At 55.1% G+C, this 14,295-nt stretch carries 17 protein-coding genes; 16 read left to right on the forward strand and 1 reads right to left on the reverse strand.

Annotation, left to right across the window (positions count from 1 at the left end; genetic code table 11):
* From EDC14_RS09225 to msrA, 3 genes are all read left to right on the forward strand, one after another.
* A partial coding sequence (locus EDC14_RS09225) for an OmpA family protein (RefSeq protein WP_165907912.1) occupies positions 1-1,130 on the forward strand: 1,130 nt, incomplete at its 5' end.
* Positions 1,131-1,221: 91 nt separating this feature from the next.
* Positions 1,222-1,353, forward strand: a complete 132-nt coding sequence (locus EDC14_RS27530; protein WP_279388739.1) for a hypothetical protein — start codon at positions 1,222-1,224, stop codon at positions 1,351-1,353.
* A 132-nt stretch (positions 1,354-1,485) separates the two neighbouring features.
* A complete protein-coding gene (gene msrA, locus EDC14_RS09230; protein ID WP_132014000.1) occupies positions 1,486-1,977 on the forward strand; it encodes a peptide-methionine (S)-S-oxide reductase MsrA in 492 nt (163 codons plus the stop codon).
* 228 nt (positions 1,978-2,205) lie between these two features.
* Here the strand turns inward: msrA and EDC14_RS09235 are convergent, their stop codons facing one another.
* Positions 2,206-2,424 (reverse strand): hypothetical protein, encoded by a 219-nt coding sequence (locus EDC14_RS09235; protein ID WP_132014001.1) that lies wholly within the window; start codon positions 2,422-2,424, stop codon positions 2,206-2,208.
* A gap of 418 nt (positions 2,425-2,842) precedes the next feature.
* On the opposite strand from EDC14_RS09235, the gene EDC14_RS09240 reads away from it, so the two are divergent.
* The 13 genes from EDC14_RS09240 to EDC14_RS09300 all read left to right on the forward strand — a co-directional run bounded on the left by EDC14_RS09240 (position 2,843) and on the right by EDC14_RS09300 (position 14,209).
* Positions 2,843-3,178, forward strand: coding sequence for a hypothetical protein (locus tag EDC14_RS09240; RefSeq protein WP_132014002.1), 336 nt, complete (start codon positions 2,843-2,845; stop codon positions 3,176-3,178).
* Between the two features lie 120 nt (positions 3,179-3,298).
* Positions 3,299-5,020 (forward strand): DNA polymerase/3'-5' exonuclease PolX, encoded by a 1,722-nt coding sequence (gene polX / locus EDC14_RS09245; RefSeq protein WP_132014003.1) that lies wholly within the window; start codon positions 3,299-3,301, stop codon positions 5,018-5,020.
* A gap of 231 nt (positions 5,021-5,251) precedes the next feature.
* A complete protein-coding gene (gene hisG, locus EDC14_RS09250; protein ID WP_132014004.1) occupies positions 5,252-6,121 on the forward strand; it encodes an ATP phosphoribosyltransferase in 870 nt (289 codons plus the stop codon).
* A 187-nt stretch (positions 6,122-6,308) separates the two neighbouring features.
* Positions 6,309-7,502 (forward strand): M24 family metallopeptidase, encoded by a 1,194-nt coding sequence (locus EDC14_RS09255; RefSeq protein ID WP_132014005.1) that lies wholly within the window; start codon positions 6,309-6,311, stop codon positions 7,500-7,502.
* A 63-nt stretch (positions 7,503-7,565) separates the two neighbouring features.
* On the forward strand, positions 7,566-7,880 hold the full coding sequence (locus EDC14_RS09260) for a DUF3566 domain-containing protein (protein WP_165907913.1): 315 nt from the start codon (positions 7,566-7,568) through the stop codon (positions 7,878-7,880).
* A 481-nt stretch (positions 7,881-8,361) separates the two neighbouring features.
* Positions 8,362-8,568 (forward strand): hypothetical protein, encoded by a 207-nt coding sequence (locus EDC14_RS09265; RefSeq protein WP_132014007.1) that lies wholly within the window; start codon positions 8,362-8,364, stop codon positions 8,566-8,568.
* A gap of 167 nt (positions 8,569-8,735) precedes the next feature.
* Positions 8,736-9,464: a histidine kinase N-terminal 7TM domain-containing protein gene (locus EDC14_RS09270; protein ID WP_207930729.1), complete on the forward strand. Its 729-nt coding sequence runs from the start codon at positions 8,736-8,738 to the stop codon at positions 9,462-9,464.
* On the forward strand, positions 9,434-10,408 hold the full coding sequence (locus tag EDC14_RS09275; RefSeq protein ID WP_132014009.1) for a PAS domain-containing sensor histidine kinase: 975 nt from the start codon (positions 9,434-9,436) through the stop codon (positions 10,406-10,408). The genes EDC14_RS09270 and EDC14_RS09275 overlap by 31 nt, the downstream gene beginning before the upstream one ends.
* Before the next feature lie 72 nt (positions 10,409-10,480).
* Positions 10,481-11,158: a response regulator gene (locus tag EDC14_RS09280; RefSeq protein WP_132014010.1), complete on the forward strand. Its 678-nt coding sequence runs from the start codon at positions 10,481-10,483 to the stop codon at positions 11,156-11,158.
* Between the two features lie 9 nt (positions 11,159-11,167).
* Positions 11,168-11,440, forward strand: coding sequence for a sensor histidine kinase (locus tag EDC14_RS09285; RefSeq protein WP_132014011.1), 273 nt, complete (start codon positions 11,168-11,170; stop codon positions 11,438-11,440).
* Between the two features lie 1,545 nt (positions 11,441-12,985).
* Positions 12,986-13,330 carry a helix-turn-helix domain-containing protein gene (locus EDC14_RS09290; protein WP_132014012.1) on the forward strand — a complete coding sequence of 115 codons (345 nt, stop codon included), beginning with the start codon at positions 12,986-12,988 and terminating at the stop codon, positions 13,328-13,330.
* Between the two features lie 256 nt (positions 13,331-13,586).
* Positions 13,587-13,802: a four helix bundle protein gene (locus EDC14_RS09295; RefSeq protein WP_132014013.1), complete on the forward strand. Its 216-nt coding sequence runs from the start codon at positions 13,587-13,589 to the stop codon at positions 13,800-13,802.
* A 203-nt stretch (positions 13,803-14,005) separates the two neighbouring features.
* Positions 14,006-14,209, forward strand: a complete 204-nt coding sequence (locus EDC14_RS09300) for a hypothetical protein (protein ID WP_132014014.1) — start codon at positions 14,006-14,008, stop codon at positions 14,207-14,209.
* The last annotated feature ends 86 nt before the right edge of the window (positions 14,210-14,295 follow it).

Consider the following 14,295-nt stretch of genomic DNA (forward strand, 5'->3'; position numbering starts at 1 on the left):
TGGAGGAAGACGCTACGGAAGAAACCGCAGAAGACGCTGAGGAAGCTGTAGAGGAAGAATCTACGGAAGAGATCGCAGAGGATTCTGAGGAAGCCGTAGAGGAAGAATCTACGGAAGAGATCGCAGAGGATTCTGAGGAAGCCGTAGAGGAAGAATCTACGGAAGAGATCGCAGAGGATTCTGAGGAAGCCGTAGAGGAAGAATCTACGGAAGAGATCGCAGAGGATTCTGAGGAAGCCGTAGAGGAAGAATCTACGGAAGAGATCGCAGAGGATTCTGAGGAAGCCGTAGAGGAAGACGCTACGGAAGAAACCGCAGAAGACGCTGAGGAAGCTGTAGAGGAAGAATCTACGGAAGAGATCGCAGAGGATTCTGAGGAAGCCGTAGAGGAAGACGCTACGGAAGAAACCGCAGAAGACGCTGAGGAAGCCGTAGAGGAAGACGCTACGGAAGAAACCGCAGAAGACGCTGAGGAAGCCGTAGAGGAAGAATCTACGGAAGAGATCGCAGAGGATTCTGAGGAAGCCGTGGAAGAAGATGCTACGGAAGAATTAGAAGAAGATTCTGAGGAAGCCGTGGAGGAAGAATCTACGGAAGAAACCGCAGAAGACGCTGAGGAAGCCGTGGAAGAAGATGCTACGGAAGAGATCGCAGAGGATTCTGAGGAAGCTGTAGAGGAAGAATCTACGGAAGAGATCGCAGAGGAAACTTCCGAAGAGGCCGCTCTCCCGAGTTCGGATGAGATTAACAAACAACTGAAACCAGTTTATTTTGATACCGATAAATTCAATATTCGTGCAAACCAAGTCGCGGTTTTAGATAAAGCCATTGCGATTATCAAAGCCAACCCGCACTTGAAAGTGATCGCCATTGCCGGCAATTGCGACGAGCGGGGGACTTCCAAGTATAATCTCGCTTTATCGGCGCGGCGCGCGCAAACGGTGAAACAATACTTCATCAATCATGGTATCGATGGTTCTCAGATCGTCATCTTTACATTCGGTGAAGCGCATCCCGCTAAAAAAGGTCATAACGAAGGTGCATGGAAATTTAACCGTCGAGTGGATATTCAAGTCTGGGAAGATGTCGTAACAGAGGCCCAGGTTTTGCAGACTGTCCATTTGGATTGAGTCTCTTTGCTGTAACAACGGGCTGCCGCAGATCACCTTCTGCGGCAGCTCTTTTTTATTGACCTGTTGAGGGTTTGGCGACGGGGGGCGGTTGGCGGAGCTCACCAATGGCGGGGCGATAAAAAGCGGCTTGGTCCGGCCCATCCACTGGATTATCCGGTACCTGACGCCTTTGCTATTGCTCCTGATCTTCCTGAATTCGGTGGGGATCATGAAATTCTGAAGCATCCGCAGAACCGGCCGCCCGAACGCGGCCGGTCGCGCTTTGGCTGCTTCTAACGATCCTGGACCATAGAATCGCTAGCGATCGTAAACACTATGGGAGAACACCAAATGACGAAGGAGGAGAGCAAGAATGGCTGTGGCAATTTTCGGAGCGGGCTGCTTTTGGGGAGTGGAGGCTGCTTTTCGTGGGCTGGACGGAGTGACCGACACCGCGGTGGGGTATATGGGAGGCGATCTGGATCATCCCACTTATGAGGATGTATGTACCGACAGGACCGGCCATGCCGAAGTGGTCCGGGTCGAATACGATCCGGAACGCGTCTCCTACGAACAATTGCTGAAGAAGTTTTGGGAGATTCACGACCCGACCACCCTGAACCGGCAAGGACCGGATATCGGGACTCAATACCGTTCGGTCATTTTCTATGAAGATCAGATGCAGCAAGCCGCGGCGTCTGCCGCCAAAGCGGAACTGGAGCGCTCGGGGCGTTTCAGCCGTCCGGTCGTTACCGCGATCCTGCCGGCGGGTCCGTTTTGGCGGGCGGAGGAGTATCACCAACGTTACTTGGAAAAGCGGGGGCTCAAAGGCTGCGGCCTCCCCGGCCCGCAGGGAGCGGATTGAGGATTGCTACCGCGGGCGGGCTGTTTTCCTTGAAATTCACATTGCCGCCCCTCGGCGATACACTTCACGCGGAATGGTTTTCAGCCAAGCACGGCAGGAGATTTGGGAAACCGCCGCGAACTAAAAGCTGTGATAAACCCGGTCAAAAAAACCGGGAGGTCACAGCGATTGCTTGAAGCAAGTGATAAAGTCGTTTTAAAATTCTTTGGCAAGCTTATTTTTATTTCCTCAACTTTCGCAGAGAAGAAAGTAATCGAGGCCATGTACATATAAGGATGAAAAGAAAAATAGAAACATATCCTGACAAACGGCTAAAAGCAGATCTGGTGGAATGCAGAGGGGAAAACTTTTGGATGCTTGTTCCTTTGGCCCACGGTTCCGGCGGCGGGTTACTTTTTTGGCGGCAAAAAAGTAACCAAAAAAACCGTTGGATTCGGCCTTATCCATCCATGGGGCCTCATCTTTACGACTTCCTGTCGCTGAGAACCTACGGATTCCAAACCTTATACGGTATACTGATCTTAGAATTAAATAATAACCGTAGTAGCCAGAGGGGGGTCTCCCTCATTCATTCCGGTTCTTGAACGTCTTCGCCATCCCTGGCCTTCTGCCTGGCAACCAAGTTATGGCTTCCGTTCCCGACCGCTGTTTTTCATCCAGGAAAAGAAGCGGCGCCGTCTCCCTCCATAGAGACGGGTGCGATTCGTTTTTTTGGTTTTTTTATCAAACTCAAATGCCGAAAGGAGCTTTTATCTTTCGAAAACAGTACCCGCCTTCAGGGAAGAAGGCGGACGACGCATATTTTCGCGGATGAAAAACTGCGGTCGTCAGCGGAAGCCTACACTTAGTTGCCAGGCAGAATGCCATGGATGGCGACGGCATGCTAGAACCCCGGATGAATGAGGAGGCCTTGGAACCTCGGTTCCAAGTGGGCGGTTTCCAAAGGGTGTCCCACTACACCCTTTGGTCCTGGGGTCAGGACATGGAAGTCCAAAAAATCGGCTTCGCCAGGAAGGCGATAAAAGCCGATGGTGTGGGGGCAGGAATAGCCCCCATCGGCTTTCTGTCGCTTAAATCATTGCTTGTTTTTTTACATGGAAGCCCAGTTACTTATTTTTTATATGTCAAGCTGATTTATTGTCATGATGCTATACCGAATTATTTTAAGGATTTACTGGTAAATTTGATCTACGAAAGTTGAGTTATTTCGAAAGACTTTATCCCCATGGCTTCTAAAAATCAAACGGTCGGGCGCCGGACGCTTCTTCTCGTGAAAGACGGGGGACAGCCTCCGCTGCGGCCGGCGATTGGGTGAGTGCGCATGGATCGTCATGATTTAGCCCGGATCTTCAATGAGATTGGAACCTTCCTGGAACTGCAGGGGGAGAATCCTTTCAAATCCCGCGCCTATTACAATGCAGCCCGGACCATTGAAAATCTCAACGTCGAGCTGGAAGAGCTGGCCCGCGAAGGACGTTTGGGGGAGATCCCCGGCTTTGGCCCGGCAATCATCCAAAAGATCAGCGAGTGGTTCCAGACCGGAACCATTGCCTATTATGAGAACCTCAAACGCGCCATTCCGTCCGGATTAGTGGAATTGCTGGGGGTCCCGGGTCTCGGGCCCAAAAAGATCAGCCAGGTCCATCAAACGTTGGGCATCGCCAGCCTCGAGGAGTTGGAGGAGGCTTGCGAAGCGAACCGGCTGGCCGGTTTGCCGGGCTTCGGCGCCAAAACCCAGGAGAAGATCGTCGCCGGGATCCGTTTCCTCAAGGAACACCGCGGGGAATACCTGCTCTATGAGGCGCTGGCTCAGGGCCTGGCGCTCCGGGAACAATTGGCCGGACATCCCCTGGTGGAACGGGTTGAACTGGCCGGAAGTTGCCGGCGCTTCAAAGAGATCGTCAAGGATCTGGACCTGGTGGCCGGGACGGCGGATCCCGACGCCGTCATCCAGTTCTTCCAGCAGCTTCCCGAGGTGGCGCAGGTGGTGGCCAGCGGTTCCACCAAAAGCACGGTGGTGTTGCATTCGGGGATCAATGTCGACCTGCGGGTGGTCGCGCCGCGGGAGTTTTCCCATGCTTTGCAGCATTTCACTGGCAGCAAGGAACATAATACGGCCCTGCGGCATCTGGCCAAGGAACAAGGCTATAAAGTCAACGAATACGGCCTTTTCCAAGCCGACGAGCCCCGCTACTGCCGGGATGAGGCCGCGCTTTACGAGGCGCTGGGTCTGCGCTATATTCCGCCCGAACTCCGCGAGAACTTGGGAGAGCTGGAAGCGGCCGCGGAGGGACGATTGCCGCGCCTGGTGGAGGCCGGGGACCTGCGCGGCTTGTTTCATATCCATACCACTTACAGTGACGGCGGAAACACGCTGCGGGAGCTGCTCCTGGCCGCCCAGGAAAGGGGCTACGCCTACCTCGGCGTCAGCGACCATAGCCAGGCGGCGGTTTATGCCCACGGCCTGACCCGGGAGAAACTGCTCCTGCAATGGGCGGAGATCGACCGCTTGAATGAGGAGTTTCCCGGATTCCGGATCTTCAAGGGCATCGAGGCCGATATCCTGCCCAGCGGCGAATTGGATTACGATCGGGATTCCCTTTGCCGCTTCGACTTTGTGATCGGTTCGATCCACTCGCAATTCCGGATGAGCCGCGCCGAGATGACCGGACGGCTGCTGAAGGCGATGGATAATCCATTCCTGACGATGCTGGGTCACCCCACCGGCCGGATCTTGCTGGGACGGCCCGGGTATGAGGTCGATCTGGAACCGATCATCGCCAAGGCGGCGGAGCGGCGGATCGTCATCGAATTGAATGCCAATCCGTACCGGCTGGACTTGGACTGGCGTTGGTGCCGCCGGGCCAAAGAGCTGGGAGTGATGCTGGCAGTCAATCCGGACGCCCATAGCGTGGCTGAGTTGGACCTGGCCCGCCGGAGCCTGCCGTTGGCCCGCAAGGGGTGGCTCGAGGCGAAGGACCTTTTGAATACGCGCAGCACAGCCGAGATCGTCCAGTATCTGGCGGAGAAGAAACCGGACTAGGAATGGAGCGGAGGGAGGGTTCTGAGAAAGGCTGCCGTGATATCGGGTCCGGATCAAGAAAAGCTTTAAGTTGGGACGGGTCTCTGATATAATAATACAAATATGTTTTTGGAAATACCTTGGCGGAAGTGCGAGGGTCTCCTCGGATTTTATGAGCTTCCTGAATTTCCGGGAAATCCGCGCATTTTTTTCTGAAACCACGGTATTGATTTATAAAGGAGTGATTGATGCATGGAACTCAAACTGGGTTTGCCGAAGGGCAGCTTACAGGAGTCGACATTCAGGCTTTTCAAAAAGGCGGGTTTTAATATCTCCGCCAACGAACGCTCCTATTACCCGGGGATCGACGATCCGGAGCTCGATGGGATGCTCATCCGGGCGCAGGAGATGTCCCGCTATGTCGAGGAAGGCGTGCTGGATGTGGGTATTACCGGGAACGACTGGATTCTCGACAATCATTCGGATGTGGTGGCCGTGGCCGATCTGGTCTATTCCAAGCAGACCCTGACCCCCTGCCGCTGGGTGCTGGCGGTGCCCAATGATTCGCCGTTCAATAAGGCGGAGGATCTGGACGGGAAACGGATTGCCACCGAACTGATCCACGTCACGGAGGATTATTTTGCCGCCAAAGGGGTGCAGGCCGAGATCGAGTTCTCCTGGGGCGCCACGGAGGTCAAACCGCCGGTGCTGGCCGACGCGATCGTCGAGATCACCGAGACCGGCAGCTCGCTCAGAGCCAACAAACTGCGGATCATCGATACGGTGCTCCAGGTCAAGAACCAGCTCATCGCCAACCGGAGCGCCTGGGAAGATCCTTGGAAACGGCAGAAGATCGAGAACATCGCGATGCTGCTGAAAGGGGCCTTGATGGCCGAAGGCAAGGTCGGATTGAAGATGAATGTGGAGCAGAAGAATGTCCCCCTGGTCATGGAGATCCTGGATTCACTGAAGAATCCAACCGTGTCGCAACTGTCCGACCCCGATTGGGTGGCCTTGGAAGTGATCACCGATGAACGGGTGGTCCGCGACCTGATTCCCAGGCTGAAACGCGCCGGGGCGCAGGGGATCGTCGAGTATCCGCTGAATAAGGTGATTTACTAGCACCGGCGGGATTTCCCGGTATGCGACAAAAAAGCATGGCTTTGGTGGCGGGGTCTCCTCGCCATTTATTTTTCAGCAGGTTTTGGGAAGCCAGTGATCAACCCCGGCCTTCGGACGGGGTTGATCAGGACGTTTTTGGGACGGCCGGGAGACGGCCGCGAAACCAGTCAGCAGGAGGGAACGGACCATGGCGTTTGCTATTCTTGAATATCAGGACCGGTTGAAAAGGCTCCGTCAGGCGCTGGCGGAGCAAGGGGCCGATCTGGCGTTGTTGTCGCAGAATTCGGATATCTATTATTATTCCGGCTCGGTGGCGCCGTTGTATCTGGCGGTCCCGGCCCTGGCGGAGCCATTTCTGCTGGCCCGCAAGGCGGAACAGCGGATCCGTGAGGAAGCGGCCCATCTGCCCTTGGAACTTTTTCAAAGCACCAAGGATTTGAAGGCCATCTTGGAGCGGCGCGGCTTGGGCCGGACGCGCCGGATCGGGTTTACGCTCGACACTATCAGTTATGCGTCGGTCAGCCGTTGGCTGGCGCTATTCGAAGCGGCGGAGCCGGTCGATCTCTCCTGGGAGATCCGGGCGGCCCGCTGGGTCAAGTCGAAGGCGGAGATCGCGGTCCTGGCCAGGGCCGGAGCGATCATGGCGGAGCTGCCGGAATGGGTCCGCGCCTCTTTCCGGCCGGGAATCTCCGAACTCGAGCTCAGCGCGATGCTGGAAGGCTCCATGCGGAGCCGGGGCCACGCCGGATTGGTGCGTTGCCGGCGGGAAGGCATCGAGATGGGCATGGGCGTCTGCTCGGCCGGGGCGAGCGCACTGGCGGGAACCAAGTTTGACGGCGTTTGCGCTGGAGCCGGGACTGCGCCGGCGGTACCTTATGGCGCCTGCGGCAAAAGGATTCAACCGGGAGAACCGGTGGTGTTGGATTACGCCTTTAACCTCGAGGGTTATCACATCGACCAGACCCGGCTTTGCTGTTGGGGCGAGCCCCCCGCCGCGGTGCGCGAGGCCTATGCGGCCATGCTTCAGGTGGAGCAACGGGCGCTGGCGACGATGCGGCCGGGCGCCGGTTGGGGCGAGGTTTACGATGCGGCTTGCCGCCTGGCGGCGGAGTTGGGATATGAAAGGGAGTTTATGGGGCTGGGCGCCGAGAAGGTGCGGTTTGTGGGGCACGGGATCGGCCTGGAATTGGATGAGCCGCCTTTTTTAGCGCTGAAGCAGGAACGGCGCTTGGAGGCGGGGATGGTGGCGGCAGTCGAGCCTAAGGTCTCCTTGCCCGGGGTCGGTGTGATCGGGATCGAAGATACGGTGGTGGTCCGCGAGAATGGGGTGGAGTTACTGACGACCTGTGCCCCGGAGATGATTATCATCCCCCATCCTTAAACCGGAATATTATCGGCGGCTCCCTCGTAGGATGTGGTGAAAATGAACGAGGGGGGAAGGCGGATGAAGAGTCTGGAGATCAAGCGGATCGGAGGCGGGTCGTGTTTCCGGTTTGGCTTTGCAGTCGGGATCGTTGTCGGATTGGTGACTTGCATTGTATTATTGGTCGCCCGAATTTCGCTCCGGGAGATCGGGATCGAGTTGGGGACGGTGGCGCCCACTTCGGGAGCGCTGCAGGTGGGAGCGGCGGTTGCCGGAGTGATCATTGCCAGCCTGGCGGCCGGACTGATCACCGGGGCGGGCGGCGCTATCCTGGCGTTTATCTATAACGTGTTCGCAGCCACTGTCGGCGGGATCCAGCTCAAAGTAGACGAGTAACGCCGACGCCGGTTGCCGGAGATTTTCTCTTATCCAACTGACCATTCTTACGGCGGTGTTCTTCAATTCACTGCGAATCAAGCGAGAGGCGGTATGCGATGCCGCCTATATTTATGGCCGCGGCCGGAAAGACTTTCGGGTGGTGCGGCTCCTGGTGGAAAGAGCAGGGAGGACGCGCGCAAAGAACCGACTTGTTTTCATTGTAAATTTGGGATATAATTGGATTACTTCGGGCGGAATAATCAAATCCAACGAATGCTTAGTATGGGAATCGCCCGATTGCACAACCCGGTTCTTGAACGTACAGGTGCGTAGCGGTATATTCCCGGATTCGGGAGACGAAAAAGTTCAATGGTTGGGGCTTATTGATAATTTCTGAATGGGAATAGGGTCAAGCTTTTTAGCTGCTTCAAAAAATAGATAGAGAGAATGTCTGCAGTAAGGACTCGGGTATCGGTTGGGGTTAGAAGGGGTTGGGGGAATGGAGCGACTCGTTGATCGCCTCCGTGAACTGCTGGAACAACTGCGCGCTTTGGGCTATCATCCGTTCCAGGTTAAACAGATCATTGAGGACACGCTGGGAAAGACCGATTTGGAGTCTCTCTCCGGCCAGGAACAGGAGCAGCTTGCGAAAGCGCTCGAAGAGTATGTTAAGTTTGCCTTGAAATGCCGTTCGGTACGCCGTTGATACCTGAGGGGCATTTTTTGTTTTCAGCCCGCCTCATCCAATGTTGCGAAAGACTCCCGGAATTTGGAGGGTTCTTTCGCTCCGCGCTTCCCCAAATACCCCTCAAAGAGGAATGGTTCCGACTCGCGGGCCGATGAAACAGCTGACGGAGTCAGGTGCATTCGATGATGAATACCTGGAGTATCTGGTTTGGTTTCGCGGCCACGTTGATCATCGGCGGGCTGGCGGTTACCGCATGGCGCCACCGCTTCGCGCCCGGAGCCTTGCCTTTTATGGTGTTCATGCTGGCGCAGTCACAGTGGTCCATCGGGATTTTATTCGGCATCGGCGGCGCCACGGTAGCGGTCAAGCTCGCTTGGATGTATTTTTATATGGGTGCCGCGTATATCTGTCTGCTGTCCTGGGTCGCGATGGCGCTCCAAATGAGCGGGGCCGCCAGGGAATTCTCCCGGAAGACGCTGGCAGGGACGGCGCTGGGCATGGCCGTGCTCTATCTCCTCGCCGTCAGCAACTGGCAAGGCTGGTTCCTGGCGGAAATCCGGGTGGCCGGCAATCAGTTGCAGGGGCGGCGGGGCCCCTTTTACTGGCTGACGCTTGGCTCGCTTTACGGGTTGTTTTTGTGGGGAGTCATCCTCTTCATCCGCCAGTATGGCCGGTCCTGCGGCCTGCGGCGGCGACGGGCCGGAGTGATGCTCATGAGTATCGTGCCCATGCTGCTGCTGAATCTGGTGAATGTTTATTGTATCCAGCGCTATCATCGCAGCCTCCCCGAACCGTTTCCCATCTTTTTCGCCATCACCGATCTGATAATGGCCTGGGGGATTTTCCGGTGGCGGTTCTTTGACATCATGCCGGGGGCCAAGCGGTGGTGGCGGAGAAAATGGGCGACAGCCTGATCATCCTGGACACGCAGGATTATATCGTGGCCCTGAATCCCGCCGCCCAACGGCTGCTGGGCAAGGACCCGGAGGCGCTCGTCGGGGCAAAGCTGCGGGAGGTCTTCGATTTCTGGCCTTCGCTCTGCCAGGCGGTTTCGGACGGAGCTCTCAAGACGGTGGAAGAGCGCTGTGAGCTAGGCGGGATGCGACATTTCCAGATCCATCTTACGCCGCTCCGGGATCCGCGCCAGCGGCCGCTCGGCAAGGTCATTCTGCTGCACGATATGACCGAGCAGAAGCAGGCCGCCGCCCGTTTGCTTGAACAGCAGAAGGCCCTGGCGATCCTGACGGAGCGGGACCGGATTAGCCGGGAACTTCACGACGGCCAGGGGCAGATCTGGGGTTATTTCAATATGCAGCTTGAGGCGGCCCGCAGCTTGATCGCAAGGAACAACGCGGCCGGCGCCGCAGAATTGCTGGCGCAACTCGCCGGCGTGGTCCGGACGGTCCACGCCGGCATCCGCGAGTCCATCGACGGATTGCAGACTGCGGCCGCCGCCGCGGGTGATCTGCTGCAGAGGTTGTCGGAGTATCTGGACTGGTTCGGCCGGAACTACGGGATTCGGACCGAGCTGGCGGTCGCCGGGGAATCGCTGGCGGGGAAATTGTCGCCGGTTACCGAGGCGCAACTGCTGCGGATCGTCCAGGAAGCCTTGGCCAATGCCAAGAAACATGCCAATCCCAGCCGGATCCTGGTAACGGTGGCGGGTGGGGCCGGCCGGGCGACCATCACGGTGGAGGATGACGGCTGCGGCTTCGAGCCGGATCCGGGCCAGCGGAACCGGGGGAGTTACGGCTTGAAGATCATGCGGGAGCGGGCGGAGGACATCGGCGGCGAGCTGCGGGTGGAGTCGGCGGTGGGGTCGGGAACCCGGGTGACGGTGAGCGTCAGGCTGGAGTAAGGCGGCGCGCGGGACCGGGAGGAGACCGCCGCGGATTGGTAGTCAATCGAGGCTTGGAGAGGTCGAACGGGCATGAAGGTATTGTTGGTCGATGATCACGCGTTGTTTTTGGAAGGGCTGAAGAATTTATTAGTTGCCAATGATTTTGAGGTGATCGGAACCGCCCGGAGCAGTCTGGATGCACTGAGCAAGGTCGAACTGTTGCGGCCGGATCTGATCTTGATGGATATCCAGATGCCGGGCTGCAACGGGATCGAAACGACCCGGATGATCAAGGAGAAATATCCGGAGATCAAGATCGTGATGCTGACGGTCTTTCAGGATGACGCCAATCTCTTTGAGGCGATCCGGGCCGGGGCCTCCGGCTATCTGCTCAAGGGGATGGAGAAGGAGAAATTTCTGGAGCTGCTGGCGGGGATCGCCGACGGCGAATCGCCGTTGTCGCCGGGATTGGCCGCCCGGGTGCTGGCGGAGTTCGCGCGGCGGGAAAACGAACGCGTCCGCGACGAGGCTGTCAGCCAGGAAATGACGACGGTCCTGACGCCCCGGCAGATCGCGATCCTGCAGGGAGTAGCCCAAGGTCTGACCTACAAGGAGGTTGCCGACGCCATGGGCCTGAGCGAGGCCGCCATCAAATACCATATGGGCGAGATCACCGGCCGGCTCCAGCTGAAGAACCGTTCGCAAGCGGTGGCCTATGCGATGGAGATGGGCCTGCTCAAGGAGGGAAAGTCAGGCAAGGAACGCTAGGCCCATGGAATGCCCGGAAGGGCGAGTCGGGAAAAACATTCAATCGACTTTTATCCGGCCTGTTCCTTTGTGCTGTACAAGATCTGTCAGGAGGCGCTGACCAACGCCGTCCGCCACGGGGAGGCGCGGAACGTGACCATCATTCTGAAAGAGGCCGGCCGTCTGATCCGGCTAATCATCATCGACGACGGCCACGGTTGCCGGGAGATCAAAAAAGGAGCCGGCCTGTCCGGAATGGAACAGCGGGTGAAGACGCTGAATGGCGAGATCCTTTTTTACTAAGAAGAGCTTGCCTGGCGATCCAAATCTTCCTGGTTATCCACAGCCAAAATTCATTAACCCCATTCAACGATCTCGTTTATCCACAGGAATAGATGGTTTATTCACAAAAAGAACTCTTTTATTCACAAAATGAGCTTGCCCGACGACTGAAAGAACTCTTTTTCCCCAAAAAGAGCTCATTCATTCACAAAAAGAGCTCGCTTATCCACAAAAAGAGCTCGCCCGACGATTGAATGAGCTCATTCATTCACAGAAAGAGCTCGTTTATTCACAAAAAGAGCTTGCCCGGCGACCGAAAGAGCTCATTATCCACAAAAAGAGCTTGCCCGGTGACTGAAAGAGCTCATTATTCCCAAAATGAGCTTGTTGAACGACTGAGAGAGCTCATTATTCTCAAAAAGAGTTCATTATTCACAAAAAGAGCTCATTATCAATAAAAATGGCTAATTATTCATAAAAATAGCTCATTTACAATAAAGATCAAAGTTTCGGAAGCTTTCCGGAACCTGAGGAAAGAGGGCCGGGGATTCCCCGTATATCGTTGTGAAAACGTGAGGGCTTTTTTCGTGATTCATGGTCGTCGGCTCCGGTGTGTTTCCGCCTGAAGGCGGGCAGGGAGTGAATCGGCCACTCCCTGCACCCGGCCGCCCAAGGGGACGCTGCTTCCCCTTGGGTATCCCCTCCAATGGCCGGTCCTTCCTTGGACCGGTAAGGTAAATGGACATTGATGTTTTGCCACCGGCCTCCCTTGCCGGCGGCTTCCGGGTCGGTTCCATGCTGCCGACGGCGGTGATTTCATCCGCCATCAACGCCGCGGTGCCGCCGTCCATGGCGGCGGGTGCTCGATGCGACATCCGATCTTTGTAGTAAAGATTTTATTGGACCCATTTGTTTACCAGCGGTCAGCACGGAGGCTGAACGGCACGACATTGTGAAGGGAAAACATCGCCGTCGCCATCTCGAACCGTTTCCAAACAGCGCCGCGGCGCTCGGCTGGACTGAAGAGGGGCTATTATCCCGTGGGATAAAAAACTCCTAACAATTCTATCCTGTAAGATAATTACAATAATGAATCCGATGTGATATCGTATAAGGGTAATCTATAAATGGATGTTTGGGGGAATGGAGTGGAAACGTGACTCCTTGCGAAGGCGACACGTGACCATTGGCATATTGATACATTACGACGCAAGCGTTATCATAAATGAAGATGGAACGATAAACGAGGCAGGCTCCGGAGGAGCGGCTGGAGGCGGTGGAAGAGGGGAACGGAAGGTCGGCTTTCTGATAAAAGTATAGGATCTTTATACTTTATTTCCGCCGGAGACTATACTTTCGGATAGTGCCGTTTTTATCCGGACCTGGTATGATAGAGAAGGACAACCGCTAACGGACGGGCATTTTTTTAATAAGGATTGCAACCTTACATCTCTATTTATTCTCATATTCGGCGGGAGAGCCAAAGAACTTTAGCGGAAAATTTTTGCTTCGCTGTTGCGGTGCGCCGTAGGGGGCAGTGGAGATTCTGAGGGAGCGAACAAAGCGATGCGACGCGTGGAAGTCGTTTTTTACGGAAACTCCGTCTATCTGGCCGGACTTGCGGCCTATCTGCGGGCGGAGCCGGAACTGTGTATCACCCAGGTGGAGTCGCCTTTGGAAGAAGCGTTGGAAGAGTTGAAGATGCTCCGGCCGGATGTGGTGATTTTTGATTGCGGCACTTTGAAACCGTCACGAGTCGTCGACCTGTCACGAAACTATCCCGGCTCCCGTTTCATCGGACTGGATCTGATCAACAGTTATCTCAAGGTCTTTTCCGGGAAGGGAGCACGGATGGCTAACTTGAATGATCTCGGGCGGATCATCGGCGAGGGATGGGATGGAGGAGAATGAAAGGGGAAGGGTGGAAGTATGGAAGTCGAAAGTTAAAAGTCGAAAGTCGAAAAGTAGTCGAAAGTCGAAAAGTAGTCGAAAGTCAAAAGTTAGAAGTCGAAAGTCAAAGGCTGAATGTTGCAAATGAATGATTTATGTTTTGGGTCTTGAGTTGTGATAAACCAGCTAAAAAGCGGGGATGGTCTGAAGTAAGATAAAGTCGTTGTAAAAATTCTCAGTTAGATTTTTCGATTTCAAAAAGTATTCAGGAGGCCTTTTGGCTACGGTTGAAAGATTTGAAGATCTTGAGGTTTGGATAAAAGCGCGTGAGCTCACAAAGTTAATCTATGAAATTACCGCGAAAGATGATTTTGCGAAGGATTTTGGTCTTCGAGATCAGCTCAGACGCGCGTATGTTGCTTTTGATAATGGTTTCATTGATGATTCCTCATGTGAAAAGCTTATTTTTTTGCTGAAGAAATCAGTCGAATGATTTTTGGGCTGATGAGTTACCTACGGACATCAAAAAATGGAATTGGACCGAAATGATTTAATCTTTTACCATCTAATCTTTTGACTCTTTGACTTTCGGACATTCGACTCTTCGACTCTTTGTCATTCGACTCTTTGACATTGGACTCTTCTACTGACCCTTCAAACCTTTGACATCTGATTTATCAATCGGAGGTGGCGCATTTGCATCAAAAGATTCACGAATTAATCGGTGAGCTGCAAACCCTGGGTTATCATGACTTTCAAATCAAACAGATCATCCGGGATATGATCGGTTCGTCCGATCTGAACAGGCTGAGTGCGGCGGAGCAGCGGGAATTGGTGAGCGGGTTGGAGGAGTATGTCCGGTTTGCAATGAAATGCAAGACGGTGCAAAGGGCTCGCTAAAGAAACGGTGAGTGGCGTTCTTGGATTGTTGCGAAAAACAAAGAACCGGGAAATGCTCGGTTTTTTGTTTACCCTTGGAGGGCCGG

Source organism: Hydrogenispora ethanolica (assembly GCF_004340685.1).
GTDB classification, from domain to species: Bacteria; Bacillota; UBA4882; order UBA8346; family UBA8346; genus Hydrogenispora; species Hydrogenispora ethanolica.

Excerpts from the sequence above, each read along its gene's own strand:
- msrA (WP_132014000.1), top strand. The coding sequence starts at position 1,486 with ATGGCTGTGGCAATTTTCGGAGCGGGCTGCTTTTGGGGAGTGGAGGCT.
- EDC14_RS09235 (WP_132014001.1), bottom strand. The coding sequence starts at position 2,424 with ATGGATAAGGCCGAATCCAACGGTTTTTTTGGTTACTTTTTTGCCGCC.
- EDC14_RS09240 (WP_132014002.1), top strand. The coding sequence starts at position 2,843 with ATGGATGGCGACGGCATGCTAGAACCCCGGATGAATGAGGAGGCCTTG.
- polX (WP_132014003.1), top strand. The coding sequence starts at position 3,299 with ATGGATCGTCATGATTTAGCCCGGATCTTCAATGAGATTGGAACCTTC.
- hisG (WP_132014004.1), top strand. The coding sequence starts at position 5,252 with ATGGAACTCAAACTGGGTTTGCCGAAGGGCAGCTTACAGGAGTCGACA.
- EDC14_RS09255 (WP_132014005.1), top strand. The coding sequence starts at position 6,309 with ATGGCGTTTGCTATTCTTGAATATCAGGACCGGTTGAAAAGGCTCCGT.
- EDC14_RS09260 (WP_165907913.1), top strand. The coding sequence starts at position 7,566 with ATGAAGAGTCTGGAGATCAAGCGGATCGGAGGCGGGTCGTGTTTCCGG.
- EDC14_RS09265 (WP_132014007.1), top strand. The coding sequence starts at position 8,362 with ATGGAGCGACTCGTTGATCGCCTCCGTGAACTGCTGGAACAACTGCGC.
- EDC14_RS09270 (WP_207930729.1), top strand. The coding sequence starts at position 8,736 with ATGAATACCTGGAGTATCTGGTTTGGTTTCGCGGCCACGTTGATCATC.
- EDC14_RS09280 (WP_132014010.1), top strand. The coding sequence starts at position 10,481 with ATGAAGGTATTGTTGGTCGATGATCACGCGTTGTTTTTGGAAGGGCTG.
- EDC14_RS09285 (WP_132014011.1), top strand. The coding sequence starts at position 11,168 with ATGCCCGGAAGGGCGAGTCGGGAAAAACATTCAATCGACTTTTATCCG.
- EDC14_RS09290 (WP_132014012.1), top strand. The coding sequence starts at position 12,986 with ATGCGACGCGTGGAAGTCGTTTTTTACGGAAACTCCGTCTATCTGGCC.